Source organism: Actinoplanes sp. NPDC049316 (assembly GCF_040677315.1).
Taxonomy (GTDB): Bacteria; Actinomycetota; Actinomycetes; order Mycobacteriales; family Micromonosporaceae; genus Actinoplanes.
The window spans coordinates 48816-75172 of record NZ_JBFAQM010000015.1; the positions used below are offsets into that span (position 1 = coordinate 48816).

Here is a 26357-nt window from a genome sequence, read left to right on the forward strand (position 1 = left end):
TCGACGGCCGGTCTGACGACGGCCGGTCTGACGACGGCCGGTCTGACGACGGCCGGTCTGACGACGGCCGGTCTGACGACGGCCGGTCTGACGACGGCCGGTCTGACGACGGAGAAGGAGCCGATCTCCGCCCGTGATGGTCGGTGCAGGAACTCCTCCGCGTCGAAGTCCTCGTACGAGTCGGCGCTGCCGAGGTCGTAGTCGTCGAGGTAGGCGCCGTAGGTGAATTTGCGCACCTTCACTCCGGATGACCCGAACCGGCTTTGGGCCGCCGACGCCACCCGGATTCGTGCTGACGGTCAGAAGCAGAGCTGCCAGCCGCACAAGGCCGGCCCGGTGGCGATCACAAGCTGATCGTGGGGGGTGAGAGCGACGCCACGGGGCGCCTCCAACAGCTCGAACACCTCTGGCTCTGAGCTGTCCTTGTGCCAGATCCGGGCAGTGCGATCCGCGCCCACGGTGGCGACGATGGGTTGGCCGCACGCCGCCCCGATGGTCGCAGCGGAGACCCTGCCGTGGTGTCCGTGGCGGGCGTTGCGGAAGCTGGAGCGCGGCGAGCCGTCGAGTAGGCGTACGGCGCCGTTGACGTGGCCGGCGGCGAGCATGTTGTGCCCGATGGCAAGCGCCGTCACCTCGGACCCGGTCGGGGCCGTCCGCCGGATCAAGGCGCCGTCCGCCGGGTCGTAGATCGCGACCGTGCCGTCGGAGTACCCGAGGGCGACGACGTTGATGCCCCGCAGCCGGCCGTTGGCGAGCGCAGTCACTTCACTGGCCCACCAATGACCGAAGGTCACCCCGGTGCGTCGGCCTGAGCTGTCCCAGATACCCACCAGCCCACCGTGGTGGACGGTGACGAAGGCGTCGCGTCCACCGACCTCACACATCTGCAGCGCGACCACGGCGTGCGGTCTGCGGGTGAGCGGGAGCTGCACGGGTCGCCGGCGGTGATCCCACAACCGCACGGATCCACCGCGGCCCACCACCCCCACCAGGGTGGTGCCGTCCACGACTCCCAGTGCGGCGTACACCGATGTCGCGGCACTGACAAGCGGCGGACCGAGTGGCTGGCCGTCCAGGTTCCAGATCCGCACCGAGTTGTCCTCGCCGGTGGACACCAGCACCGTCTCGTCACCCAGCGGGCCGATCGCCAAGGAGTTGATCGGACGGGTGTGGTCGGTCGACGCTGAGGGATCCACTGCCCCGGTGGGGCCGTCCCAGACTCGGATCATGCCGTCGCGTGATCCGGTGGCGATGATCCGACGCTCGCCGAGCTGCCCGATGGCGACAGTGTTGACCATGTCGGTGTGGTCGGTGAACGGATCTGCCGGACCGAACTCTTTCCCCTTCCATACCTGCACGATCCGGTTGTCGTAGGCGACGGCGACAATGTCGTCCTCGCGGGTGCAGCCGAGGGCGATCGCCCGTGCCGGTTGCCGGTGACCGGCCACTACACGTCCCTGCATCTGGCCCCGTCGCGGGTGCCAGAAGCGGACCATGCCGTCGAGGCCCACTGACGCCAGCATCTGACGGCCGCCCCAAGTCCCGATGGCCAATGCCTGCACCGAAAGGTCCGCGGCCGGGAAGCGGTTGCCGAACGGCGCGCCGTCGAGGGTCCACAGCTGCATGGTGCGGTCCGTCGCGGTGACGATCAGGTCGATCCCGCCGAGGGGGCCGACCGCAACGGCCGTCACCGGCGCCGGTTGCCGGGGCACGGGCAGGTCGATCACGTGCAGGGACTCGTCCCAGGCACGCAGGCCGCCGTCGTGTCCGAGCGCGACGACAACCTGCGCGCCGGCGAGGGTACCGATCGACAGGGCGGCGACCCCACGCAGGAATGGGGTCACGATCTTCGTCAGGAGTTGCCCGTTGGCGTCGAGGACCTGCAAGAGCTGCGAGGACCTCGAGGCGGTCACCAGTACGTCGGTCCCTCCGAAGCGGCCCACGGCCAGCGCGGTGACCTGTTCGGCCAGGGCGATCTGCTGGTGAGAGCGGCCCAGGCCGTGCGCCCACAGTGGCAGGTGGGGTGATTCGGCCACCGTCTGCAGGCGGCGCCGCAGCGGGTCTTCCTGCAGGTGCGTGGCGGTCAGCATGAGTAGCTGGGTGCGCGGCCCCGGAGGAAGGCCGTCGGCCCGGCCGGCCGAACGCCGCAGGACGGCGGCCGTGCCGGCCAGCGCTGGATCGGGTAGGACTGGGATCAGCGGCAGTAGGCGGAACAAGTCGCCATGGGCGAGGAAGCCCGGGTCGTCGAGGAGCTCGGCGAGCCGGCCGGCGGCGGCCGCGTGGTCGGCGGCGTGGCGACAGGCGTACGCCGCGTCCGACCAGTCCTGCGGCTCGGCGGGCCGTAGGGACTCGAAGAGTCGCCGTTCGTCATCCGATCGTCGGTTGCGCTGCTCTTTCAGCTCGTCGGCGAGCGCTTGGTGGAACAGGCGCGTCACTGGTGTGCCGTCCCGGTCACGGTTGCTCTGTAGCAGGTAGTCAGCCGCGGGGGAGTCGCGTAGCTGCTCGAGGTCCGCGGTGCTCACCGGCACGTCGAGCGCCTCGGCGAAACGCAGCCACAGCCTGTCGTCAAGCCCGGTGCCGCGGGCGTACGCCAGGACGGTGAGCAGACCGCGGACCCGGACTCGTTCGCTGACGATCAGGTGATCAAGGTACTTCGACAGCGCCTCGCGCACACTGGTCGGCAGTCGCGACTCGTCGAAGTCGGCGGCCAGCGGATCCAGCGGCGCGGCCTCCATCGAGAGCGGATGTGCGGCCAGCGCGGCGACCAGGTAGTTGCGCCCGGCGCGGCGGCCGATGATCGCGGCGAGCCGGTCGGTCAAGCTTGGATCGGCGCGGTACTGCTCCCACGCGGCCCCGGGTGGGGCCGGGTTGTCCGCGCCGTCCTTGCGCAGCAGGGCCGCGGCGACCGCTCGGAGCCCATCCGGGTCGAAGTAGTGGTCGTCGTCAAGGTCGACCAGGCTGTGCGCAGCTGCGGACCGTACCCCGAGCGACGCGAGCAGGCCCATCGTCGTGAACGGGTTCTGCGCGCTCAACCGTCTTGTCGCGACCACGATCCGCACGCCGCGCAGCGCGGCGAGCGCCATCATCGTCGTCACGATCTCGTCGCGGTCTGCCGGGCTGCCGGACTCGTCCAGCGCGTCCACGACGAGCAGGAAACGGCCGTGCCGGGCGGCTCGCCGCACGGCCTCCACCACGTCGATCGTGCCGTGCAGACCCCGTTGCCCGAGGCTGTCGCCGAGCGCGCGCAGGAAGGCTTCGTGCGTCGCATCCCGGGCGAAGAACATGAGGCCGAGCCGGCCCGTGCCCACGTTGACCTCACGGCCGGCGCGGGCCACCACCGAGCTTTTGCCGGCGCCGGGCTGCCCCGTGACCACCAGGGGCAGGCCGGGCTCGTCGTCGCTGTTCAGCCATGACCGTACGGCGGACAACGCGGTGTCTCGGCCACGGAACAGGTCTCCGCCCTGGCCTGTGTTGCGCTGGCCCAGCGCCTTCTGCCGGAAGTGGTCACGCCCGTCTCCGTCGATGCCCGCAGCTGTCTGCCACCCGGTCGCGTCGGCCGGCGCCGGGGCCGTGGCTGCTGCGATGCCGGTCAGCCGGTCCCATGCCGCGAGACCGTCGGCGACCTCCTGAGCGTTGAGGCCGCAGCCGTGCAGGAACCCTTCGAGGGAACTGCGCTGCGGCCGGCGCTCGCCGCGGACGAGGGCCGCGACGGTATTGGGCGCGACGGGATGTCCGGACTTTCGGCTGCGCTGGGCCACACCGCGGTACGACCGCTCGACCGATCGGTCGTACATGTCCTTGATCCACTGGTCGAGTTCATCCCAGCCGGTGATTCCGGCTGCGGCCGGCAGTGGTCGCGAGCGGGCGTCGGACCCTTCAATCAGCGGCACCGTCACCCCTTGTCCAGCCGATTACCGTACGGCAGGGTAGCGGCTCTGCGTGATCAAGCTTTCACCGTGTGCCGTGGCGGGCGAGCGCGCAATCTGCGCAGGATGCTCAACTCGCTGGTGGTTGCGCGGCTGCGCGCGTGGTCTGGCCTCAGCGCGGGCGACGGCCGCCCGGCGGGAAGGGTCCGATATGAACGGCACGGCGGTGCGAGCCATCTGGTTCGCGTACATGATGCTGGTCAGCGCAGGGGTCGGGGTGTCTGGTGGCGTACTGAGCTTCCTGGGTGGGGCGCGTGTGGCCAACGCCGTCTTGACGGCCGGCGGCGCCTTCGCCGCGGCGGCCACGCTCGGCCTGCTCATCCTGGCGTTCCTGTCCGAGCGCAAGGCACCCTAAGACCGGCACCCTTCGGGACCCCGGGTACGCCTATGGCGGGCCCGGGGTCCCGCCGGTCCCCGGCACGACGTTGTGGTCGCTGACCAGGGCGTTGACCGTCGCGGCGCGCTCCTTGCTCCGCAAGGTCCGTGGAACGAACGGCGAGCTGGTCGCCCACCGCGCGAATGACGAGACAGGGCGACTCCGTCAGACGATCATCGACTGCGATGCCAGGACGATGTCAGCTGGGGTCGAGTCGGTCACGGGCCCAGCGCCTACCGTCTGTCCGGTGCATCCGATGTCGCGGCGACGTTCCCTGCTGGCGGCCGTCCTGGCCGCCGGTGTCACGACCCTTGCCGGTTGCGGCGCCGAACGGCCGCCGGTCGAGGCGATCCGTCGCACCGCGGACCATCAGGCCGGTGTGGTGTCACCGCCTCCTCGGCCTATCTGGACGCGACTCCTGTTCCGGCCGGCCGAGTTGGCCCGCCCGTACGGCGCAGGCTTGTCGGTGATCACGCAGGAGGCTGCCGATTTCTCGGTGACGGGGGCGAGCGCCGGCGCCGGCGTGCGGCCTCAGCCGCTGGTTGCAGATCGTGCCGCCGATCAACGCCATTCCGGCTGCGCCCGTGGGCTTGTGGCGGCTGCCCGCGGCGGCGTCGCCCCACGCCGTGCCCGGTGGGTGCTGCTCCCGCCACGTCTCGTGCAGCACGCTGACTGAACGGGGTAGATCACGCTTCAGCTCACGTCGGCGGGCTCGAACCGGACGTAGTCGAGACCCTGACCGTAACCCGTACTTGCCGGGTTCCTGCCGGTGATGGTGCAGGTGATCGTCATGGGGGCGGTCCCGCGCAGGGTCACCACGCCCACCTCCTGGGGTGCGTACGTGGCTGTCGTCGCGTACTGGTCCTGCGGTGTGCCGACGTCGACGCCGTCGACGGCGTACTGGCAGATGCCTCGAGAGGGGAACTTCTTCACACCCACGATCAGCCTGTACGCGCCGGGCCCAGGTCCCCGGACTCGGTAACGGACCGAGTCGCCGACCGTGTCAGTGGTGGCCACGACGTACCCGGTGGCGCTGGCGGCTGCCTCGGTCAGCACCAGGACCTGATCCCCGCTGGGGCTCACGGGAACGTGGCTCTCCGCCTCGGCCCAGCCCGCGTCGGCGGGCTGCAGGGTCAACGTGTCCACCCCGATGCTGTATCCACCGCCGGTGCCAGGTGCCGTCACCGTCAGGGTCACGGTGTTCGAACCCGCCCGCAGCGTGCGTACGCCCAGATCAAGGTCCTCGAATTCGTAGCCGGTGGAATACAGGTCGATCGGCTCGCCGAGCGCCACCCCGTTGACCGACGCTCTCGCTCGGCCACGGGTCGGCGCGTGCTTCACGCGCAGCCCGACGTGGTACGGCCCGTCCGCCGGTGCCTGCAAAGTGAACGTCTCGAAGTCGCCTACCGCGTTCGGCTGGAACACGCTGAGTGCTCCTCCACTCGCCACCGGATCGGCTACGTCGTCAGCCCGGTCTCCGGCGGAGGTGGCCGGAGTGAGCGCCTCCGCCTCCGCGAAGCCGACCGGGGTCAGGACCACCAGTGACACCGCGTTCGGGGTCAGCGTGTACGGCCTGGCCACCGCCGAGTGACCGACCGGCAGGACGTACCGTTCGACCCGGGTGAGGTCCGACTTCGCCGGGTCCGCCGCGTAGTTGCTCGTGGTGGCGTCGACGAGGTACCGCTCGACCAGCACCTGGCGACCGGCGAGCGACGCCGGCAGATTGTTCACGGTCAGCGTCACGTCATGGGTGGCGGTGCCCTTGGTCCACTGGTAGTTGGTACTGAGCACGGCCACACCGGTGTCGTCCTTCGTGGCCATCGCGCTCACGCCGATCCCACCCGCGGTGAGCGCGCCGGACGTCGCGCTGATCCGCCGAGCCTTGAGCATGTTCTGCATCTTCACGACGTTGAAGTAGGGGTAGACCGCGCCGTCGTCGTCCGCGACGAACATGGACTTACGGACGTTCGAGTGCTCGTGGACCCAGTGCATCGGCATGTCGACGCCGCCCTGGACGAAGTACGTGCCGAGAGTGGCCATCGCGGCCGCATGGGTCAGCTGGTCCGCCGCGAGCGTGGTGGGGTTGCCGCCGGCGTCCTTACCGGACTGTGTCCCGGGGAACACGCCGTACTCGGTGATGAACACGGGGATGGTCCCCAGGCCCCGGGCGTCGAGCCAGCTCTGGACGGTGGACTTCTCGCGCTGCACCCAGGCGGGGTCGGCGCCGTGCGCGTACTCGTGGAAGGACAGGAAGTCGAGACGCTTGCCCGTATCGGTGTCGGCCGCGTAGAGGTCGAGAAAGGCGGTCAGATACGGCACGTCGAATTCAAAGGCGGCCGGGCCGCCGATCCGCAACGGTACGGCGGGATGCAGCTCGTTGTTGATCTCGTTGACGACCGAATAGCCAATCTTGTACCACTCGTAGTAGTCGCGCACGGGCAGGCCGGGCTCCTCGCCTGGCGCCAGCGGCCACCGCTTGTCCGACTCGTTGAAGAATTCGATGTACTGCAGGCCGGGATAGCGCATCTTGTGGTGCCGGATGCCCGTCTTCAGCACCTCCCGGCACTTCTGCGGGGCGGCGAGCGTCATCAGAACCTGGTCGCACTGATCGAAATTGACCAGCATCCGATCGGTGTAGGCGTCGACCTGGTCGAATGTCTCGTGGTTGAAGTGGTACTCGCCCGTGCGGTCGTCGTAGTACCACATGGTGTTGCCCCAGGCCCGCGTCGTCCGGGGTGGAGCGTCTTCGAGGCGCGCCAGATCCCCGCCGCCCAGCTTCGACGCATTCTGGTACCACGCCGGATTGTTGAGGGCACCGAGGTCGGTGCCGGCGTCCACTACGACCGAGGTGGCCGACGCGGCAGCGGATGCCGGTCCGGCACCAGCGGTTGCCAGTCCGGCGACGAGTGCAACAACGGCCGGCCCGACAAGCCTGGTGTAACGATGTATGTGCATGTATCCCCCGTAATCCGAGTGGAGAGTACAGCACCGGCCCTGATCGGGGTGGCCGCGACGGGCTTGGGGTGACTGGGCGGACGGGCTGGCGCTGGCTCGGCCCCGATACGGCGGCGGCGCCGATCCGGTACGAGCGGACGGCCGCCGGCCGGGGGCGTTCGCGTACTTCTTCGGCAACATCGCCGCAGTGGCTCGGGCCCGAGCCACTGCGGTGGTGGCCGGGCTGGCCCAGGTGGCCGGGACACCGGTGCCAGACTTCTGAGCCACCCTCGCTTCCAGGCGTTTCCAGCAGGGCAGGAACGCCTGTTCGTCTAACTGTTCGACTTCGGGGACGACTGGACGCACCTGTGCGCACCGTGGCCGAGCGCCGCATCGATCCTGGGGACACCGTCGGTGTGGTGCCGCCGGGGCCGACGGCGTTCCACTGCCCGCCTCACCGCCACGCACCGGCTGGAAGTCATGCTGAATGCCGTTGACGAGATGCGGTTGCGAGCGGCGGCGCGCGACCTCCTTGAATACGTCAAGTCGCAGGATCAGCAGTAGCAGCTGGCTACTGTCGCTTGGTGTCCGCGTTTCGTGGATCGCCTCTGACAACCGGCCACAACCGGAACCCCGACGGGCCTACCTCACGGCGCCGCCGCAGCGGACATCGCCGACGACGGGGTCTGGGGTAGGAGACTGCTGACGAGCCTTGCCTACTAAATCGCCGATGTCTGCAGACGCAAAGGCGGCCTGCTGATCGCTGAGACTGTCGTCGCCGGTGCCGCGGACGCGGCCCTGGGTCGTACGGACGCTGCTGCTAGACCGTCTCGCCTGGGTCGCCGCCAACGCCGCGGGCCTCGCGTCGGTGCTCGCGCTGATCGTCGGCGTGACAATGGCCGTGGCGGGCGTCGCTTCGCCGCCGACCTGCTGGCCGAGCTCGCCCAGATCGTCTCCATGAACTTCGGGTGACTGGGGGCGGGCTCGTCAGGGCGCCGACCGGATTCCTGCGCGGGATGAACTCCGGCGAGACCGTACCGGCAGCCCGAGATCCACCTCGCCGAGTAGGCCCGCCATTTGGCTCAACCGAGGCCGCCGCCCGCCGATACTCACGACCGGAGAAGGGCAGCGTCGACACCGTGGGGGCCGGCCATGCGGGGTATTCGAACCGGTCGCCCGAATGCAGACGCCTTTGCGACGTGGATCGCCACCCTTCCCCGGGTCGGCAGCGGGGCTGTCGTCGGCCGTGAGAGCATCGTGCAGTCCCCGTCGCACGTGCGTCCCGGCGATTTGATCATCTCCGGCGGGGAACGCTACCGGGTCGCCGGCGTGGACGCGCCCGTACGTGACGTCGTTCAGGTGCATCTGGTCCCCGGCGAGAGACGCCGCAGCCTCTACCTGCACTCTTCCACCCCGGTCCGGGTCGTACGCGCCCGGCGGCGCAAGCGGAAGACACCGAGCCCGGCCCCGTGAACACCGCGGCCTGCCGCCTTTGATCGCCGCTCTGGAGCTTGGGGGTCCAGGGCTCGATCTGAGCGGAACCCTCGGCGACGAGGACCCCGCCGCCCGTGACGCCGATGACCTGGTTCAGCGGACGTTCGTCGACGGCACCGCTGAGACTGGGATGCCCTGTCCGACTGTCTCAGGGACCTGTCGTGGATCCCGGCCGAGCGCTTCATCGTCATCATTGGCAAGGCTGAGGAGATCTTGGTGCGGGAAGCGAATGATCGGAGGACGTTTTCTCAATTCTGCAGCGGGTCGTACGTGATCGGAATAGCCCTATGGCTCGTCGGCGTGGCGTTTCCGTGTTATTCAGGGTGGTTTTGCCGTGCAAGGATGAGCGTGTAGCCGAATTGCGCGAGGAGATGAATTCCCTATAGATTCGCGGCGTAGGCGTGGCGCGGATCAGGGGGTCCGTCCGGGAGTCGCGGAGCGGCTTCGAAGCCTGCGCCGTCGAGCTCTGACGCATGCTCGCACCGAATGCCCGCGACACCGACGTCACCAGCGAGCCGGGGACTTCGCCGTGACACCACCGGCCCCTACCGCATTGGACCCGCAGCCGGCAGGATCGCGCCGGACTTCGCGGCTCAGCCAGGGCCCGCGGCGCTGACCGCTATCCCGTGCCGGCGAGCCAGGCGGTCTCACCCTGGTGGAACGCGTCGAGCTCGGCCGGCCGGTCGTCGCCGAGCAAGTCCTGACTCACCGTCACGCCGCGGGTCGACTGGATCCAGGTGAGGAACCGGTACGACGGCCTGAGCTCAGCGAGCCGGGCCACGTCCACCGGGAGCACCTCACCCGCGTGGACGGGCCGCAGCTCGTCGCGCTCCAGCAGGACCTCGAAGCTCATCAGCTTCCACCGTCCTTCGTCCCGAACGGCACGTGAGAAGAACCGGCAGTAGGCGTGGAAGTCGACCTCCACTCCCTCCACCTTGGTCCGGTTGAAGATCTTCGCCGGGCTCTCGACGGTCGCCCGGTCGCCCTGAACCCGCGCGTAGGCGGGGAAGACCCAGTGCTTGCTGTTTCCGGTCCGCCTCATCCACGTCTTCGTCGCCTGGACGTACGCCTCGCCGCCGCGTCCGTCGTACCACGTGGTCCGGACGTAGGCGTCGTCGTGGAAGCAGTCACGCATCACGTCGAAGAGTCGCTGGTCGCGGGCGAAGCGTTCCCGCCTCACCAGGTCGAAGAGCTCCTCGCGGTCCAGGAGGGCTGCCAGCCGCTCGCCGTGGTCAGGGGTCACCATGTCGTGCTCTCGTTCAGCGGATAGCCGAGCACGGCCTTCACCTCGAGGTACTCCTCGAAGCCGAACCGCCCGAACTCTCGTCCGTTCCCCGACTGCTTGTAGCCGCCGAACGGCAGGCTGCGGTCGAACGGAGCGCCGTTGAGGTAGACGCGGCCCGCACGGATGCGGTTGGCGACCCTGCGGGCGCGGTCGGGGTCCTTCGACTGCACGAAGCCCGCCAGCCCGAACGGCGTGTCGTTCGCGATCTCGACGGCCTCGTCCTCGGTCTCGTAGAGCAGGATCGACAGCACGGGGCCGAAGATCTCCTCGCGCGCGATCCGCATCTGCGGTGTGACGTCGCCGAACACGGTCGGGCGGACGTAGAATCCCTCGTCGAGCCCGTCGGGGCGCCCCGGGCCGCCGACCACGAGCGTCGCACCCTCGTCGATCCCCGATTGCACGAGCGCGGTGATCTTCTCCAGCTGAGCACGGCTCACCACCGGCCCCATCGTGGTCGACGGATCCAGCGGGTCCCCGAGACGGACCTCCTCGACCGCCCGTCGCGCAGCGGCGTACGCCTCGTCGCGCTGCGAGCGGTGCACGAGCATCCGCGTGGGCGACTGACAGTTCTGGCCGGCGTTGGTGAAGCACGAGTGCACCCCGGTGACGACCGCGGACTCCAGGTCCGCGTCGGACAGGATGATGTTGGCCGACTTGCCACCGAGCTCGAGCGCGACGCGCTTCACCGTGTCGGCCGCGAGCTTGGAGACCCTGATGCCGGCACCGGTCGAGCCGGTGAACGAGACCATGTCGATGCCGGGGTGCGCCGCGATGGCCTCACCGACCGTGGGACCGTCACCGTTGACGAGGTTGAACACGCCGGGCGGCAGCCCGGCGTCGTGGATGACCTCGGCGAGCACCATGGCGCTGAGCGGCGCGAGCTCGCTCGGCTTGAGCACCACGGTGCATCCCGTGGCGAGGGCCGGGGCCACCTTCGACGCGACCTGGTTCAGCGGCCAGTTCCACGGCGTGATGAGACCGCAGACCCCGATCGGCTCGCGCCGCACGATCCCGGCTCCCATCTTCTCCTCGAAGCAGTAGTCCGCAAGCACGCGGGCCGCCTCCTCGAAGTGGAACAGCGCCACCGTGGCCTGGCGTTCCGTCGAGAACGTGATCGGCGCGCCCATCTCCCGCGTCATCGTCCGGGCGATCTCGGGCAGCCGAGCCCGGAAGCCGGAGATGATCCGCTCGAGGTGCTCCAGCCGTTGCTCCACGCTGACGTGCGCGTACGTGGCGAAGGCCCGGCGCGCCGCCACCACCGCGCGGTCGACGTCCTCGGCCGTCCCGAGGCTGATCGTCGCGAACGTCTCCTCGGTCGCGGGGTCCAGGACGCCCAAGGTCCGCGGCGCCGCCGGATCGACCCACGCACCCCCGATGTAGAACTGCTGCCTGGTGGACATGTCGCTCTCCAACCTCCTGGCGAACGTGGTCACGGCGTCGCCACGGTGAACGGGACGTCGAGACGCGAGCGGAGCTCGTGGAACGAGACCCCCCACGTCTCCCGGACGAGGACCTGGTTCCCCTTGGTGATCTCGAACGTGGCGACGTCGGTGTAGACCCGGTCCACGCACCGCAGCGCGGTGAGCGGATACGTGCATTCCCTCACGAGCTTCGGCTCGCCGGTCCTGGTGAACAGCGACATCAGCACGAAGATCCGCTTGGCGCCCACGGCGAGGTCCATCGCCCCGCCGACCGCCGGGATCGCGTCGGGCTCGCCGGTGTGCCAGTTGGCGAGATCCCCCGATGCCGAGACCTGGTAGGCGCCGAGGACGCACAGGTCGAGGTGGCCGCCTCGCATCATGGCGAATGAGTCGGCATGGTGGAAGTACGAGGCGCCGGGCAGCTCGGTCACCGGGAACTTGCCGGCATTGATCAGGTCGGGATCGATCGCGTCGCCGGTCGCCGCCGGCCCCATGCCGAGCATGCCGTTCTCGGTGTGGAGGATGACTCCCGATTCCGGGGTGAGGTGGTCGCCGACGGTCGTGGGCTGACCTATGCCGAGGTTGACGTATGCCCCGCGGGGAATGTCGCCGGCGAGCAGCCGGGCCACCTCGTCCCGTCCGAGCGGGCCACGGTCGGTGTGCTCGACGATGCTCGGAGACACCGGGCTCATGACGGCACCTGCACGATCCGGTCGACGTAGATGCCTGGGGTGACCACGGCCTCGGGATCCAGCACTCCCGGCTCGACGACGTGCTGCACCTGCACGACGGTGGTCGTCGCGGCCGTCGCCATGACGGGAGCGAAGTTGCGTGCCGTTTTGCGGTAGACGAGGTTGCCGAGGGTGTCTGCGGTGTGGGCGCTGATGAGCGCGACGTCGGCGGCGATGGGCAGCTCGAGGACGTACGTCCGGCCGTCGATCTCGCGGGTCTCCTTCCCCTCAGCGAGGAGGGTCCCGGCCCCGGTGCGGGTGTAGAACCCGCCGATCCCGGCTCCGGCGGCGCGCATGCGCTCGGCCAGGGTCCCCTGTGGCACGACCTCGAGCTGGATCTTCCCGCTGCGGTACAGCTCGTCGAAGACCCAGGAGTCCGCCTGCCGGGGGAACGAGCACACGATCTTGCTCACCTGCCCGGCCGCGAGCAGCGCCGCGAGCCCGGTGTCCGCGTTGCCCGCGTTGTTCGACACGACGGTGAGGTCTCGTGCTCCCTGCCGGATCAACGCGTCGATCAGCTCGAACGGCATTCCGGCTGTGCCGAAGCCGCCGACCAGCACCGTCGAGCCGTCGGCGATGCCGCTGACCGCCTCGTCGACAGAGGTGCAGAGCAACGTCATGCGACGTTCTCCAGCACTACCGCCAAGCCTTGACCCACGCCGATGCAGATGGCTGCCACGCCCCATCGGTCGCCGGACTCCACGAGCCGCGCGGCGAGGGTCCCGAGAACGCGCCCGCCCGAGGCACCCAGTGGGTGCCCGATGGCGATCGCCCCGCCCTTGGCGTTGACGACCTCGGCGTCCCGCAGCCCGAGCTCGATCCAGGCGTCGATGCAGGCGATCGACTGGACGGCGAACGCCTCGTTCAGCTCGACGGCGCCGATGTCGTCCCAGGTGATGCCCGCCCGCTCGAGCGCGTCGTTGGCGGCCTTGACCGGGGCGTAGCCGAACTGCTGCGGCTCCAGCGCCGCCCAGCCGCGACCGGCGATCCGCGCGACCGGGTCACGACCGATGGTCGCGGCCGCGCTCGCCGAGCCCAGCAGGACCGCGCTCGCGCCGTCGTTCAACGGTGAGCAGTTGCCGGCGGTGATCGTACCGTCGGGCCGGAACGCCGGCTTCAGCCCTGCCAGCGCTTCGAGCGAGGTGTCGGCACGGATGCTCTCGTCCTGGACCAGGTCGGTGCCGGGGACGGGCACCACGAGGTCGTCGTAGAAGCCCTTCTCCCACGCCTGCGCCGCGAGGCGGTGCGAGCGAGCGCCGAACTCGTCCTGCCGCTCGCGCGAGATCGAGAACTTCTCCTGCAGCTGCTCGTTGCACTCGCCCAGCGAGGCCGTCCACTCGGCGGGCATCCGTTCGTTCACCAGACGCCAGCCCAGCGTCGTGGAGACGGCGGTGACGTCGCCTGCGGGGAACCGACGCGACGGCTTCGGCAGGACCCACGGCGCCCGCGTCATCGACTCCACGCCTCCGGCGATCGCGATCTCCGCGTCGTCGACCTCGATCATGCGTGCGGCCATCATGGCGGCGTCCAGCGACGAGCCGCAGAGCCGGTTCACCGTGGTGGCGGTCACCGAGACGGGCATGCCCGCCAGCAGCACGGCCATCCGGCCGACGTTGCGATTGTCCTCGCCGGCGCCGTTGGCGTTGCCCCAGAACACGTCGTCGACCAGGCCGGGATCCAGGCCCGGCGAGCGGTCGAGAAGCCCTTTCAGTGCGGTCGCGGCCAGATCGTCGGTCCTCGTGTCGGCCAGGGCTCCGTTGAACCGGCCGAACGGGGTCCGGACCGACGCGTACACGAATGAACTGCTCATCGGGTCGTCTCCAGTTCCTGCCCCATCTCAGGAGGCGTCCTTCGCGTGCTTGCGGATGTCGTCGTAGGAGAAGTCGTTGACGGGCTCGAGAAGGTCGGTCGTGTAGATCTCCGTGGCCGGGAAGGCCTTGCCCACGACGTCTCCTCATCGCCGGTCACTCCTCTGCAGAGCTCGTGATCGCGTCGGAAGTCGTCGTGTCGTGCCAGTGCGGGAGGACGTGCCGCCCGACGAGGTCGAGCGTGTGGCGGGCGACGTCCGGCGGCGTGCCGAACGGGGCGACCCGCAGCTGGACGGACGTGACCCCGGCCCGGACGTACCGGGCGATCGTCCCGTCGATCTCGTCGGGCGTGCCCACCATGGGGAGCTCGAGCTCGGCAGGGCCGTCCGCACCCATCCATGAGCCCCGCTCGGTGTAGTAGTCGGTCGCGGCCTTCAGGTGGCGCGCGGCGAGCTCGCGGGCAGTGGCGGCATCCTCGTGGACGACGCAGAACCTGGTGGCGGCGACCGCTCCTCCCGTCCCGCCCGGCCGTCCGCCGCGACACGACCAGTAGGCGGCCGACTGCTTGATCAACAGGTCGTCGCAGTAGTTCGTCGCGCCGTAGAATCCGTCGGCGAGCGTCGCGGCACGACGGGCCGAGGCAGCCACCTTGCCGCCCACGAGGATCTGCGGTCCGCCGCGCTGCACCGGGGGTGGGATCGCCACCAGCGAATCGGTACCCACGTCGGCGGACCAGGCGGTGCGCAGCAGCTTCAGCGTGGCGTCGAAGGCAGCGCCGGCCGAACCTGACGCGGGCGGCCCGACCCGTTGGGCGACCTCCGGGCTGCCGAGCCCGAGGCCGAGGGTGAGCTTCCCGCCGCACAGCTGGTCGAGCAGCGCGGCCTCGTAGGCCAGCTTCTGCGGACTGTACGCGCGCAGAAGCAGCACCGCGGATCCCAGCGCCAGGGACGTCCGGCCGGCCAGATGCCCCAGGACCATGAGGGCGGACGGGAGGTGGAACGGTTGAGAGGTCGCGTGGTAGCTCTCGCCGACCCAGGCGGAGTCGAAACCGTGCTGTTCCGCGCGAGCGAGCAGAGTGACCGTGCGATCCACCTGCGGGCGGACCGGCTCCTGGGAGCTCAGGTCGAGCGCGACCCCCAGCCTCATCTAGCCGGCGCTCTTCGCTTGCTGGATGACGTCGTCGTGGGAGAAGTTGTTGAACGCGGTGAACATCGTGTCGGTGTAGATGTCCTTCGCCGGGAACTTCTTGATCAGTCCGGCCGAGGCCATGAAGTCGAGCGAGCGGGTGAAGGCGGCGTCGTCGATCCGGCCCAGGGTCTTGTCGTCGAAGCCCTGTCCGGCCAGGCGGACCTGGAGGACCTTGATCCCGTCGGCCAGCGCCTTCTCCTCCGGGTCGTTCCCGCGGGTCTCCGGGTGCAGCTTCCACAGGTCGCGGATCGCGGCCTCGGGGTTGGCCTTGCAGAAGACGAACGCCTTCGCCACCGCACGACCGAACCGTTCGAGGATGTCCTTCTTGGCCTCGAGGTTCTTCCGGGTCGTCGCGAAGCCGCCGCCCCACGCGTCCGCCGTCTCCTTGACCGGGAGCGGCGTCAGGGTGACGCCGGCGTTCCTGACCATCTGGTACTGGATGTCCCAGAGTGCCAGCGCGTCGACCTGGCCGCTCTTGATGGCGTTGATCTGCTGGGCGCCGGCACCGATCGGCACCAGGCTGGCAGCGTCCTCGCCGATCCCGTTGGCCTTCATCGCGGTCCGGGCGAACGTCGCGCCGGAGCTCGCGACCGCGGAGACGCCGATCTTCTTGCCCTTCAGGTCGGCGATGCTCGTCACGTCCGAGCCGGCCGGCACCTCCAGGCTGTAGATCCACTTCGCCCAGTAGGAGCTGAAGTAGGCCAGGTTCAGGTCCTTGTCGTGGCCGATGGCCACGGGCTCGACCGTCATGAGGCCGAGGTCGGCCCCGCCGCCGGCGACCTGCTGCGCTGCCTGGGTGGCCGACGGGAACAGGTTGGTCGTGACCTTCAGACCCTCCTGCTCGTAGAAGCCCTCGGCCTCCACGACGGCCATGACCGCGTAGCCGGCGTTCCAGCTCGGGGACGCCATCGCGAATGTCACCGGCGTCAGCTTGCCGGACTGGGCCGAGTCGCCGGATTCGCTGTCGGATCCGCACGCGCTCAGCGTTGCGGCCGCGAACAGGACGGCCACCGTCCCGCTCACGACCTTCATCGCTCGTCTGGTCTTCACATCGGAACCTTCCTCTTACTGGTTGGGAAGCGGGTAGGTGTCTTCGTTGAGCACTCGGCCGGGCGTCCGGGAGAAGTCCAGACGCGGCGGACAGAAGATGTCGATCAGCTGGTTGGTCCCCGGGCCCACGGCCTCGCTGGTGTGGATCATGGGCGGAGGGATCACGGCCACCGAAGGACTGCCGCACCGCAGGTGCCGGTCCTCGCGCCACTCGCTGCGACGCTTCGACCACGGCGTCCGCAGGTGGTGGACGTACTCGCCCTCCACGGCGAGCGAGCACTGCTCGAAGTCGTCGTGGTCGTGCGGCGAAAGGCTGTCAGGATCACGCGGACCGATCCTGGGCGCCAGAAAGTTGACCATGAAGGTGCTGCACCGCACGATCTGGCCCGGGCGGACGGCGTCCTGCGTCACCTTCAGGTCGGCCAGTCGGTAGGGCCGGATGCGATAACCCTCCGGCGGGTCCGGCCACGGCTCGAACGGCCTGACGTTCGGGTGCGGCTCTGCGTACGAATCCCGGTTGCGCGCCTTGTCCAGCAGGTCGGTGGACCGAGAGCTGAACAGCCGCACGACGGTGCAGTCGTCGACGCCGACGATCGTGCTGCTGCCCGGCGGGACCATCACCACCGCCTTGCCCGAGACCGACGCGACCTCCTGCGACGCACGGACCTCGACGCTGGACTGCTCGTACGGGAGGATCACGACGTACTCGTCCGGCTGATCACCCCGCTCCAGCACGTCGCCGGCGACCAGCGTCGTGTGGGCGAGCACGAAGTTGTGTCCGCGGAAGTACCACGTCGACGATCCGCCCGGGGTCGTCTCGTCGGGATCGCCCGTACCGAGGTCGGAGAACTCCACGTCGGGCGGGGTGGCCAGGGTGGTCATCGTCTGTCCTTTCGGGTCAGCAGCAAGATGCCGGTTCAGTCGTCCAGGCCGAGCAGGAAGGCCGGGTTGTCGCAGAAGATCTGCCGCAGCGACCTCTCGTCCAGGCCGAGGTCCAACAGCGCGGTCGCGACGCGGATGTAGGAGTCCACCGGCAGCGGCCGATCCTTCTGACCGAGGTCGGAGGCGATGACGGTGTGCTCCGGGCCGATCCTCTCGATCCAGTCCAGGAGGATCTTCGGGTCCCACTTCTTGGTCCCCTCGGGGTCGTAGAAGCCGGTCTCGTGCTCGATGAACGCTCCGTAGCCGACGAGCTCACGGCACTTCGCCTCGTCCGCACCGATGACGTAGTCGGGATGGTTGAGCAGCATCCGGGTGACACCTTTGTCCTTGGCCGCGGCGAACAGCTGGGTGATCGACTCGGTCTCCATGTGACCGCCGGTCACCATCGCGCCGCTCTCCTTCACCAGGTCGAGCACCTCGTGGACCTGAGGGATCAGCTCACCGTCCTGCTGGTGGATGTCGACCCGGGACGACGGCACCTCGACGCTCGCCGTGGGGAAGCCGACGCCCTCGGGATGGCAGTCGATGTGCCGGCCGGCCGAGAACGTCGGAAACCACACGGCCCTGCCTCCCATGCGCAGCGACATGGCCACCGCCTGCGGGTTGATGCCGCCGACCATGCTGTTCAGGGTGATGCCGCCGAAGACCGGGGTGCTGATCTTCGCCAGCCGGTCGCGCATCGCGAGCAGGTCCATGACGGTGTTGTGGTGGTGGGACTTCACCAGCACGCCCCGCATGCCGAGCCGCTCGCCGTCCTTGCCGGCCTCGGCATGGTCGATGCGTCGAGGGAACGGGTTCGGGCCGGAATGGCAGTGCAGGTCCACGCAGCCATTCAGCAGCTTGATGATCGCGGGTGTGTCAGTCATGACGTCTCCAGGCGTCGGGGGTGTTCGCATCACAGACTGGGAGTTCGCTATCCGGTCTGTCAAGACGCGAATGTTTCCCCGGGGTTTCCGCGAAACCCCAGGGAAACCTTGCCGTGAGGCGTAGGTCACGCCTAGTCTCCGTCCGTAGTACGAACCACGAGCACTCTTTGCGGACACTCAACGAGACGGGTGACAGACAATGTCCGAGGGCCAGGTCGACAAGCCGGTGACTGCTCGCGAGCAGGACATCCAGGCGGTGAGCCGGACCGCTCAGATTCTGGAACTGTTCGGTCCGGAGACTCCCGAGCTCTCCGTCGCGGAAGCCACCCGCCGGCTCGGGCTGAAGCGGACCACAGTGCACCGCTACTTCAGCTCGATGATCAGCTCAGGCCTGCTCGAGCGGGTGGACGACTCCGCACTCGTCCGTCCCGGACGGTCGATCCTGCAGCTCGGCAGCTTCACGCTGGGACAGCAGCGCATCATGCAGATGGCGCCGGCCTACATGCGCGAGCTCGCGCTCGAGATCAAGGTCAGCACCGTGCTGTCGCTGTGGGGTGCGTCCGGCCCGGTGGTCTCGCTGGTGGAGGAGGCCGACCATGCCACCCTGGTGACGGTACGGGTGGGCTCGCAGCTCGCCCTGAACTCCTCGCAGGCCAAGGTCTTCCTGGCCTTCCTCCCCGACCAGTTCCAGGCCGAGCGCCTCACCGGCAGCCTCCCCGAGCCCCAGCGCACCGAGACTCGCCGTCGTATCGAGGCGATCCGGCAGGCCGGCATGAGCAGCGACGTCAACCACCGCGGCATCTGCGTCCTCGCGGCGCCGGTGTTCGCGGCGACCGGGATCTGCGCCACGATCGCGGCCGTCGGCACCGAGCGGATGCTGCCGGCGGCGCTGGACTCCCGGGAGGCCACGGCGTTGAAGGCCGCCTGCAAGCGACTGACCAAGGAGATGGGCGGCACGTGGCCCGAGGCGACCCACTGATTGCCACCAGTTGCCACCAGGCGAGGAAGGACCGACATGCCGACCAGCACCGACACCGACTGCGTGATCCGCTTGGACTCGCTGTCCATGCTCTACCCGACGAAGTCCGGCGGGTCCGTCCAGGCTCTCGACGACGTCTCCCTGAGCGTCCGGGCCGGTGAGTTCATCTCCATCGTCGGCCCCAGCGGCTGCGGCAAGAGCACGCTGCTGCGGATCATCATGGGCCTCTCCCGCCAGACCTCCGGACAAGTCACCTTCGGGCCGTCGGAGGACACCCACCGCAACCAGCTCGGGATGGTCTTCCAGCAGCCGCTGCTGTTGCCCTGGCGCACCGTACGGAAGAACCTGCTGATGTCGCCGGACCTCCGCCGCGCCCGCGACGCCGCGACCCACGCGAAGGCCGACGAGTTGCTGGTGATGCTCGGCCTGGAGGAGTTCGGCGACCGGTACCCCCACGAGCTGTCCGGCGGGATGCAGCAGCGGGTCGGGATCGGCCGCGCCCTGATGCACGACCCGCGCATCCTGCTCATGGACGAGCCGTTCGGCGCCCTCGACGCGATGACCCGCGACCAGATGGGACTGGACCTGCTGAAGATCTGGGACCAGGACCGCAAGACCGTGCTGTTCGTGACGCACAGCATCCCTGAGGCGGTGCTCCTCGCCGACCGCGTCGTGGTCATGACACCGCGACCCGGCCGGCTGGCGGACGTCGTCGAGGTCGCGCTCCCTCGACCGCGGCGGCTCGAGAACATCAACACGCCCGAGTTCGGGGAGATCGTCCTGAAGATCCGCAAGCTGCTCGACTCCGAGCACAGCGCCCACTAGGAGACCTGATGTCCACCAACACCGAGCGCCACGCAGCCGGCCGAGAGGCACTCGCCGTCCCGGACGGCCAGGCCGTGCCGGTGCAGGCCTCCACGAGCTCGGACACCCCGGTTCGACGCCGCCGCCGCCGAGTACCGGAGATCACCTACAGCGTGCTGGTGTTCATCGGGCTGTTGGTGGTCTGGCAGGTCGTCGTGAAGATGTTCGACGTCTCCAACATCCTCGTCCCCGCGCCCACGGCCGTCGCCGGCTCCCTGGTCGACGGCTTCCAGGACGGCAGCCTGATGACCCACTCGATCGTCACCCTGAAGGAGATCCTGATCGGGTTCGGCATCGCGGTCGGCTCGGCACTGGTCTCCGCGGTGCTCATCACCCAGTTCCGGTCGGTGGAGCGCGTGCTCTTCCCGCTGCTCATCCTGACCCAGACCATCCCGAAGGTCGCCATGGCGCCGCTGCTGATCGTCTGGTTCGGCATCGGGATCAGCTCGAAGGTGCTGACCGTGGCCCTGATCGCGTTCTTCCCCCTGCTGATCAACGCCATCTTGGGATTCCGGTCCGCCGCCTACGAGCAGGTCGAGATGCTCCGGTCCTTCGGCGCGTCCCGCATGCAGGTCATGCGGCACCTGCAGATCCCTTCGGCGCTTCCGCACATCTTCGCGGGGCTGGAGGTCGCCGTCATCCTGTCCGTGACCGGCGCCGTGGTCGCGGAGTTCGTGGGCAGCTCCGAAGGCCTGGGCTACCTGATCCAGGCGAGCAACTTCACCCTGGACGTGGCCAGGACCTTCGCGGTGATCGTCGTGCTGTCGGCCATCGGCATCGCACTGCACGCGGTCGTCGTGCGGCTCGGCAAGTGGCTGGTCTTCTGGACCGCCACTCCCACCGACACCACCAGCGAGATCTGAGCCATGGCACAGGTGCGCGACGGGATCAACGGCGGCACGCTCGGGACCTGGATCAAGCTCTCCAGCCCCGAAAGTGTCGAGATCATGGCCTACGCGGGCTTCGACTTCGTGGTCATCGACCTCGAGCACACGACACTGGACCTGGGCGCCGCCTCGACCCACATCGCGATGGCCCGCGCCCTCGGGGTGGACCCGGTCGTCAGGGTGCCTGACCACGGCCTCAGCGTGATCCAGCGGGTCCTGGACGCCGGCGCGGCCGGCGTGGTCGTGCCGCACGTCGACACGGTCGAGCAGGCCCGGGCGGTCGTGCGGGCCACCTGCTTCCCGCCGCGCGGCGACCGCGGGTCCGGCGGCACCAGCCGAGCGGGTCGCTGGGGACTGCTGCCAAGGGCGGACTACCTCGAGTACGGCAACGAGCAGGCCCTGTGCGTCGTCCAGCTCGAGAGCGAGGTGGCGATCAAGAACGCGAGGGAGATCCTGGCCCTCGACGGCATCGGTGCCGCGTTCGTCGGGACGGCCGACCTCTCGATGTCGATGGGCGTCGCGGCGGGAAGCGACGAGGTGGACCGGCTCGCCGCGTCCGCACTGGCGGCTGCCGCCGCGGCAGGTGTTCCCATCGGCACCGCGTCCGCCACAAGCGACCAGGCCCGGGCCGCGCTGGCCCGGGGCTACGACTACGTGGTGGTCAGCAACGACACCTCGATCCTGGCCAGCGGAGGCCGGGCGATCGTGAACGCGCTCAAAGCGCCCGTCGCCGAGGGAGCCGACCGGTGAACGCGACACGTGTCGCCATCGTGACGGGCTCGAGCTCCGGGATCGGAGAAGGGATCGCCCGCGCGCTGGCGGCCGACGGCTTCACCGTCGTGGTGACCTCGGCCACCTCGGTGGACGCCGGTGAGCGACTCGCGGCCGAGCTCCCGGGCGCCAGCTACGTCCAGGCCGACATCGCCGATCCCTCCGACGCCGTGCGCCTGGTGGAGACGGCCGTAAAGCGGCACGGCCGGCTCGACCTGCTGGTGAACAACGCCGGGGTGTCGCGAACCGTCCCCCATACCGACCTGGATGCGATCACCGCTGACGACTGGCACCGGATCCTCGGCGTCAACGTCGTCGGAACGTGGCAAGTATCCGTCGCCGCCGTGAAGGTCATGGAGCCCGGCGGCCAGATCATCAACATCACCTCGGTGGGCGGCTCGCGCCCCCTCGGCAGCTCGATCCCCTACTCCGTCAGCAAGGCCGCGCTCGACCACCTGACGAGGCTGCTGGCCAAGGCCGTGGGTCCAGACGTCCGGGTGAACGCGATCGCCCCGGGGCCGGTCGAGACCCGACTGACCTCGGACAGCCTCGCCACGCGGGCGGCGCGCACCCGGGCGATGACACCACTGGGCCGGCTCGGGCAACCATCCGACGTCGCAGCGATGGTCCTGGCGCTTGTCAAGGCCCCCTTCGTCACCGGTGAGGTGATCCACGTCGACGGCGGCATCAACCTCGTCACCCACGTCGACGCGCCGCGCAACGACGACGCGTGATCCGGGCCGGCAGCGGAGGTTAGGAGCTTCAATTCAACGAACAATCTCAGGCCGATCCGGAAAGACGTGACCCGCCGCCCACCTTCGCAATCTTGCTCCGGAGTTGGTCGGCGCCCCGGGGGTCCACCTCGCCCAGTACGTCCAGCGCGCGCTGCCAGGCCTGGCGGGCCGCGTCGGTTTCGCCGGTCGCGTGCAGGGCGTCGCCGAGGTCGTTCAGCACGTTCACCTCACCGTCCCAGTCACTGATCTCCCGGGCCAGGCGCGCCGCCCGCTCGTAGCAGGCGATGGCCTCGCGGCCGAGACCGAGCTGGTGGTGTGCGTAGCCCAGGCTGTGCCAGGTGGCCAACTCTCCCAGGCGGTTGCCGAGCCGCTGGTGCAGGGCGAGTGCTCGTTCGCAATAGATGATGCAGCGACGATGGTCGCCGGCTTGGGTGTGTCCCCACCCGATCGCGTTGAGGGCCAGGGCCTGGCCGGCCAGGTGATCCACGGCCAGGTACAGGTCGAACGCCCGCTCGGCGTGGGTGATCGCCTCCTGATGCCGCTCCTGGGCGACGAACAGGTCGCTCAGGACCCGATGACCCACGGCCTGGCTGACCGGGTCGTTCCACCGGGCGGACAGGTCGATGCCCCGCCGCACATAGCTTTCCGCCTCGTCGTACCGGCGTAACCTGGTCAGCACGATGCCGAGAAGGCGCAGCGCGTGGAACTGACCGGTCGAGTCCGCCAACCGGTCGGCGGCCGCCAGCGCGACCCGCGCGATCGCGGCGAGCTCCGACCACTGCCTGCGCCGCTGCAGGAACGTCGCCAGGACCCAGGCCAGCTGCCAGGCGTGACGGTCGAGCCCCGCGTCGGCCGCGAGGTCGGCGCCGGCGACCAACACCGGGTACTCGATCTCGAACCAGCTCATCGCCTGGCTTTCGCCGGCGAACTCCTCGACCACGACCGTCTCGATGCGGGGGATGAGGGTGATCGGGTCGCGGTTCGGGTACAGCAGCCGGTCGGCCGCGTAGGCACTGTGCAGGTAGTAGTCGAGCATCCGGCGCAGAGCCGCTCGCCGCTCTCTTCCGGCCGCCTGGTCGCGAACGAGCTCTCCGGCGTAGGCGTGCAGCAGGTCGTGCAACGCGAACCGCCCCGGCGTGTGTTCGATGAGCAGACTGGACAGGTCGAGCTCGATCAGCGTTTCGCGGACCCGGGCCAGTGAGTCACCGGCGAGGCTCGCCGCCACCGCCGCCGAGAACTCCGGCCGAGGGTGCAGGCCGACCAGCCGGAACAGGCGGGCCGAGGGCGCGCTGAGCGCTTCGTACGACAGCGCGAACACCGAACGCAGCCGGCCGGTCGGGTCGCCGGCGTCGAGCACCGTCAGCCGCCGGCCGGCCTGGCGGAGCTCGGCGGCGAGCTCGGCCAGGCGGAAGCCGGTCTGCTGGGCCCGGGCCGCGGCGATGTTCAGCGCCAGTGGCAGCCGGGCGGAGGCCGTGACAATCTGCTCCACCGCCCCCGGCTCGGCCGAGACGCGGTTCGCCCCGAGCCGTTTGCCGAGAAGGTCACGGGCGTCCGCGAGCGACATCACGTCGAGGCACAGCGGGTGGGCGCCGTCGGCCGCGACGAGGGAGGTCAGCCGGTTGCGGCTGGTCACCACGGCGAGGGCCGAGGGAGTACCCGGCAGCAGCGGACGGACCTGGTCGGCGTCGCGGGCGTTGTCCAGGAGCACGAGAGTCCGCTTGCCGGCCAGCATGCTGCGGTACAGGGCGGTGCGAGCGTCGAGGCTCGGTGGGATACGGTCCCGTGGCACACCGAGTGCGACCAGCAACCCGTACACCGCCGCGGTCGGGGCTATCGCTCGCCGGCCCGGGTCGAAGCCGCGCAGGTTGATGTAGAGCTGACCGTCGGGGAACCGGTCGGCGACCCGATGCGCCCAGTACACCGCCAGGGCGGTCTTGCCTACGCCCGCGGTCCCTCCGATCGCCCAGATGATCACGGCGTTCGTGGTTGAGGCGTCGTCGAGAAGCCCGTCCAGCTCGGCGAGCTCGGCGATCCGACCGGCGAAGTGCCGCGTCGCGGCGGGCAGCTGCCGCGGTACCGCCGCCTGCGCCGCATCGCGGCGCACGGTGCGGAACGGATCCGCCGACGCCGGCGCCGCCGACCGCTGCCGCGATGCCTGTTGCAGCGCGTACTCCACCATGGCGTATCGGGGCCGCCAGACCTGCTCGATTCCGGTGGCCAGCGACAGTTGGTCCAGCCGGCCCTGGTCCTGCGCGTACTGCCGGCAGGCATCGACGATCCCGCGAACCACGTCCCAGTCGGGCAGTTGTCCGATCTTGCCGTTGAGAATCGAACCGATCTGGCTCTTGCCCAACCGCAACCGCGCCGCCAGGCTGCGCAGGCTCGGCCCCCCGGCCCGGAATCGCAGCAACCGTAGGTCCTCGCACAGCTGCCGCAACAGCAGCCGGCCATCGTCAGCAGACACGCGCGGTCCCTTCGTTGTCCAGCGCTGTCCAGCGCACCGGACAGCGCCGCACGTCGCCACCTGCCGCCTTGGTCGCGGCTGTCCACACCTGTCCGCGCCCAGCGCCGACAAAGGTATCGAGCGACAACAATGCCCTCAAGAAGCCGGAGGGATCACCCGTGATGCCCTCTCGGCCCAAGCGGCGCCTGCGGCCCCTGACACCTCACGGTCGGTACTACGGCGTCGTGATGCACGGGCACCCACTACCCCGACACCGTCGACCCCTCGAGGAGCCACGTGAACAGGATCACGCGAAGATGCATCGCGGCGGTTGCATGCGCCGTCCTTGTCGGTACACCAGCGCCGGCCACGGCCGGGACGCTCGTGGGGCCGTCGGCGGCTCCGGCGGTCGCCGTCTCCTCGGCCGACATGATGTCCGCAATGCAACGCGACCTCGGCCTCGCCGCTGATGAGGTTGAGGTCCGGCTGGCCAGGGAGGACGCCGCCGCCCGCGTCGAGCAGACGGTGCGCGTCGAACTCGGCGCCCGCTTCGGTGGCGCCTGGCTGACCGCCTACGACCAGCAGTTGGTCGTGGCCATCACCGACGCCGGCGCCGCCGACCGGGTCCGCGCACTGGGCGCCCAGCCCCGGGTGGTGGCGCGCAGTGAGCGGCAGTTGGACACCGCAAAGGCCCGGCTGGACCTGAGCAGGGCGCCGGACGGCATCGCCGGCTGGTACGTCGATGTCACCACCAACACCGTTGTCGTGCTGGCGGTTGCCTCGGCCATGGCCGCCGCCGCCGGCTTCGTGGCCGGCAGCGGCGCCGACCCCGGGGCGGTCCGCATCCAGGCCTCCACCGAACAGCCGCGACCGCTCTACGACCTGCGCGGCGGCGACGCCTATTACCCCGGCAACAGCCGCTGCTCGATCGGGTTCTCCGTCACCGGCGGGTTCGTCACCGCCGGACACTGCGGCGTCGTGGGCACCACCACCGCCGGCGTCAACGGGGTTGCACAGGGCACCGTGGCCGGTTCCACCTTCCCCGGCGTCGACTACGGCTGGGTGGCGGTCAACGCTGACTGGACCCCCACCCCGCAGGTCAACGCCTCGGGTAGCACGCCCGTCGAGGGTTCGCAGGAGGCGGTCGTCGGCGCCTCGGTGTGCCGGTCCGGGTCCACCACCGGCACGCGCTGCGGCACCATCCAGGCCAAGAACGCCACCGTCAACTACGCCGAAGGAACGGTGCAGGGCCTAACCCGCACGAACGCCTGCGCCGAAGGCGGTGACTCCGGCGGATCCTGGCTGTCCGGGCTGCAGGCCCAGGGTGTCACCTCCGGCGGTTCCGGCAACTGCACCAACGGCGGCACCACCTACTTCCAGCCGCTGCTGCCCATCCTGGCCGCCTACGGCCTGACGCTGACCGTCGCCAACGCGGCTCCGTACACCGTCATCCGGTCCGTGACGTCGCAGGGCCAGGGCAGCACTCGCGAGGCCGCGATCAGCAACGGCATCGCGGCCAACAGAGTCGCGCTCCGTACCGCCGGCATCAACTGCAACCCCTACGACTCATCGACGTCCTCGCATGTATGGACCGCTCCCGACGGCTCTTGGCGCGTCTACAACGTGACCACCAAGGGGTACTGCACCAACTGACCCAT

The 26357-nt window shown here is 69.6% G+C and carries 23 protein-coding genes; 10 read left to right on the forward strand and 13 right to left on the reverse strand.

The window, feature by feature from the left end; all coding sequences use genetic code 11:
- Positions 1-236 (reverse strand): hypothetical protein (locus tag AB0K03_RS22725; protein ID WP_364687902.1); only part of this gene is annotated, 236 nt, incomplete at its 3' end.
- Between the two features lie 63 nt (positions 237-299).
- Positions 300-3890 carry a hypothetical protein gene (locus AB0K03_RS22730; protein WP_364687904.1) on the reverse strand — a complete coding sequence of 1197 codons (3591 nt, stop codon included), beginning with the start codon at positions 3888-3890 and terminating at the stop codon, positions 300-302.
- Positions 3891-4077: 187 nt separating this feature from the next.
- Between AB0K03_RS22730 and AB0K03_RS22735 the strand changes: the two genes are divergently transcribed.
- Positions 4078-4281, forward strand: coding sequence for a hypothetical protein (locus AB0K03_RS22735; protein ID WP_364687906.1), 204 nt, complete (start codon positions 4078-4080; stop codon positions 4279-4281).
- Positions 4282-4549: 268 nt separating this feature from the next.
- Positions 4550-4978: a hypothetical protein gene (locus AB0K03_RS22740; protein WP_364687907.1), complete on the forward strand. Its 429-nt coding sequence runs from the start codon at positions 4550-4552 to the stop codon at positions 4976-4978.
- 17 nt (positions 4979-4995) lie between these two features.
- Here the strand turns inward: AB0K03_RS22740 and AB0K03_RS22745 are convergent, their stop codons facing one another.
- Positions 4996-7140 (reverse strand): hypothetical protein, encoded by a 2145-nt coding sequence (locus tag AB0K03_RS22745; protein WP_364687909.1) that lies wholly within the window; start codon positions 7138-7140, stop codon positions 4996-4998.
- A 1353-nt stretch (positions 7141-8493) separates the two neighbouring features.
- Here AB0K03_RS22745 and AB0K03_RS22750 point away from each other — a divergent pair.
- Complete coding sequence (locus tag AB0K03_RS22750) at positions 8494-8709, forward strand: hypothetical protein (protein WP_364687911.1); 216 nt, start codon at positions 8494-8496, stop codon at positions 8707-8709.
- Between the two features lie 156 nt (positions 8710-8865).
- A complete protein-coding gene (locus AB0K03_RS22755) occupies positions 8866-9084 on the forward strand; it encodes a hypothetical protein (protein ID WP_364688119.1) in 219 nt (72 codons plus the stop codon).
- Between the two features lie 265 nt (positions 9085-9349).
- Here AB0K03_RS22755 and AB0K03_RS22760 read toward each other — a convergent pair whose 3' ends face one another.
- From AB0K03_RS22760 to AB0K03_RS22800, 9 genes are all read right to left on the reverse strand, one after another.
- Positions 9350-9976 (reverse strand): nuclear transport factor 2 family protein, encoded by a 627-nt coding sequence (locus AB0K03_RS22760; protein ID WP_364687913.1) that lies wholly within the window; start codon positions 9974-9976, stop codon positions 9350-9352.
- Entirely contained in the window at positions 9970-11415 is a 1446-nt protein-coding gene (locus tag AB0K03_RS22765; RefSeq protein ID WP_364687915.1) for an aldehyde dehydrogenase family protein, read from the reverse strand. Before AB0K03_RS22765 ends, AB0K03_RS22760 begins: the two co-directional genes overlap by 7 nt.
- A gap of 29 nt (positions 11416-11444) precedes the next feature.
- Positions 11445-12128: a 3-oxoacid CoA-transferase subunit B gene (locus AB0K03_RS22770; protein ID WP_364687917.1), complete on the reverse strand. Its 684-nt coding sequence runs from the start codon at positions 12126-12128 to the stop codon at positions 11445-11447.
- Complete coding sequence (locus AB0K03_RS22775) at positions 12125-12787, reverse strand: 3-oxoacid CoA-transferase subunit A (RefSeq protein ID WP_364687919.1); 663 nt, start codon at positions 12785-12787, stop codon at positions 12125-12127. The genes AB0K03_RS22770 and AB0K03_RS22775 overlap by 4 nt, the downstream gene beginning before the upstream one ends.
- Positions 12784-13977: a thiolase family protein gene (locus AB0K03_RS22780; protein ID WP_364687921.1), complete on the reverse strand. Its 1194-nt coding sequence runs from the start codon at positions 13975-13977 to the stop codon at positions 12784-12786. The genes AB0K03_RS22775 and AB0K03_RS22780 overlap by 4 nt, the downstream gene beginning before the upstream one ends.
- 154 nt (positions 13978-14131) lie before the next feature.
- Complete coding sequence (locus AB0K03_RS22785; RefSeq protein ID WP_364687922.1) at positions 14132-15121, reverse strand: LLM class flavin-dependent oxidoreductase; 990 nt, start codon at positions 15119-15121, stop codon at positions 14132-14134.
- A complete protein-coding gene (locus tag AB0K03_RS22790; RefSeq protein ID WP_364687924.1) occupies positions 15122-16213 on the reverse strand; it encodes an ABC transporter substrate-binding protein in 1092 nt (363 codons plus the stop codon).
- A 15-nt stretch (positions 16214-16228) separates the two neighbouring features.
- Complete coding sequence (locus tag AB0K03_RS22795) at positions 16229-17095, reverse strand: hypothetical protein (RefSeq protein WP_364687926.1); 867 nt, start codon at positions 17093-17095, stop codon at positions 16229-16231.
- Positions 17096-17130: 35 nt separating this feature from the next.
- On the reverse strand, positions 17131-18021 hold the full coding sequence (locus AB0K03_RS22800; protein WP_364687928.1) for a DUF6282 family protein: 891 nt from the start codon (positions 18019-18021) through the stop codon (positions 17131-17133).
- Between the two features lie 199 nt (positions 18022-18220).
- Between AB0K03_RS22800 and AB0K03_RS22805 the strand changes: the two genes are divergently transcribed.
- Genes AB0K03_RS22805 through AB0K03_RS22825 form a run of 5 tightly spaced genes read left to right on the forward strand, consistent with a single transcriptional unit; the run spans position 18221 to position 22256 of the window.
- On the forward strand, positions 18221-19000 hold the full coding sequence (locus AB0K03_RS22805) for a helix-turn-helix domain-containing protein (protein ID WP_364687930.1): 780 nt from the start codon (positions 18221-18223) through the stop codon (positions 18998-19000).
- Between the two features lie 36 nt (positions 19001-19036).
- A complete protein-coding gene (locus AB0K03_RS22810; RefSeq protein WP_364687932.1) occupies positions 19037-19825 on the forward strand; it encodes an ABC transporter ATP-binding protein in 789 nt (262 codons plus the stop codon).
- An 8-nt stretch (positions 19826-19833) separates the two neighbouring features.
- Positions 19834-20727, forward strand: coding sequence for an ABC transporter permease (locus AB0K03_RS22815; protein ID WP_364687934.1), 894 nt, complete (start codon positions 19834-19836; stop codon positions 20725-20727).
- Positions 20728-20730: 3 nt separating this feature from the next.
- Positions 20731-21501 carry an aldolase/citrate lyase family protein gene (locus tag AB0K03_RS22820; protein ID WP_364687936.1) on the forward strand — a complete coding sequence of 257 codons (771 nt, stop codon included), beginning with the start codon at positions 20731-20733 and terminating at the stop codon, positions 21499-21501.
- The gene (locus tag AB0K03_RS22825; RefSeq protein ID WP_364687938.1) at positions 21498-22256 is read left to right on the forward strand and encodes an SDR family oxidoreductase; all 759 of its coding nucleotides are present in this window, start codon (positions 21498-21500) and stop codon (positions 22254-22256) included. Before AB0K03_RS22820 ends, AB0K03_RS22825 begins: the two co-directional genes overlap by 4 nt.
- Before the next feature lie 46 nt (positions 22257-22302).
- Here AB0K03_RS22825 and AB0K03_RS22830 read toward each other — a convergent pair whose 3' ends face one another.
- Positions 22303-24720: a tetratricopeptide repeat protein gene (locus AB0K03_RS22830; RefSeq protein ID WP_364687940.1), complete on the reverse strand. Its 2418-nt coding sequence runs from the start codon at positions 24718-24720 to the stop codon at positions 22303-22305.
- 420 nt (positions 24721-25140) lie between these two features.
- Here AB0K03_RS22830 and AB0K03_RS22835 point away from each other — a divergent pair, with 420 nt between their 5' ends.
- Positions 25141-26352, forward strand: coding sequence for a S1 family peptidase (locus AB0K03_RS22835; protein WP_364687942.1), 1212 nt, complete (start codon positions 25141-25143; stop codon positions 26350-26352).
- The last annotated feature ends 5 nt before the right edge of the window (positions 26353-26357 follow it).

Excerpts from the sequence above, each read along its gene's own strand:
- AB0K03_RS22805 (WP_364687930.1), top strand. The coding sequence starts at position 18,221 with ATGTCCGAGGGCCAGGTCGACAAGCCGGTGACTGCTCGCGAGCAGGAC.
- AB0K03_RS22785 (WP_364687922.1), bottom strand. The coding sequence starts at position 15,121 with ATGAGGCTGGGGGTCGCGCTCGACCTGAGCTCCCAGGAGCCGGTCCGC.
- AB0K03_RS22780 (WP_364687921.1), bottom strand. The coding sequence starts at position 13,977 with ATGAGCAGTTCATTCGTGTACGCGTCGGTCCGGACCCCGTTCGGCCGG.
- AB0K03_RS22770 (WP_364687917.1), bottom strand. The coding sequence starts at position 12,128 with ATGAGCCCGGTGTCTCCGAGCATCGTCGAGCACACCGACCGTGGCCCG.
- AB0K03_RS22735 (WP_364687906.1), top strand. The coding sequence starts at position 4,078 with ATGAACGGCACGGCGGTGCGAGCCATCTGGTTCGCGTACATGATGCTG.
- AB0K03_RS22795 (WP_364687926.1), bottom strand. The coding sequence starts at position 17,095 with ATGACCACCCTGGCCACCCCGCCCGACGTGGAGTTCTCCGACCTCGGT.
- AB0K03_RS22765 (WP_364687915.1), bottom strand. The coding sequence starts at position 11,415 with ATGTCCACCAGGCAGCAGTTCTACATCGGGGGTGCGTGGGTCGATCCG.
- AB0K03_RS22810 (WP_364687932.1), top strand. The coding sequence starts at position 19,037 with ATGCCGACCAGCACCGACACCGACTGCGTGATCCGCTTGGACTCGCTG.
- AB0K03_RS22775 (WP_364687919.1), bottom strand. The coding sequence starts at position 12,787 with ATGACGTTGCTCTGCACCTCTGTCGACGAGGCGGTCAGCGGCATCGCC.
- AB0K03_RS22760 (WP_364687913.1), bottom strand. The coding sequence starts at position 9,976 with ATGGTGACCCCTGACCACGGCGAGCGGCTGGCAGCCCTCCTGGACCGC.
- AB0K03_RS22800 (WP_364687928.1), bottom strand. The coding sequence starts at position 18,021 with ATGACTGACACACCCGCGATCATCAAGCTGCTGAATGGCTGCGTGGAC.
- AB0K03_RS22820 (WP_364687936.1), top strand. The coding sequence starts at position 20,731 with ATGGCACAGGTGCGCGACGGGATCAACGGCGGCACGCTCGGGACCTGG.
- AB0K03_RS22815 (WP_364687934.1), top strand. The coding sequence starts at position 19,834 with ATGTCCACCAACACCGAGCGCCACGCAGCCGGCCGAGAGGCACTCGCC.
- AB0K03_RS22835 (WP_364687942.1), top strand. The coding sequence starts at position 25,141 with ATGCAACGCGACCTCGGCCTCGCCGCTGATGAGGTTGAGGTCCGGCTG.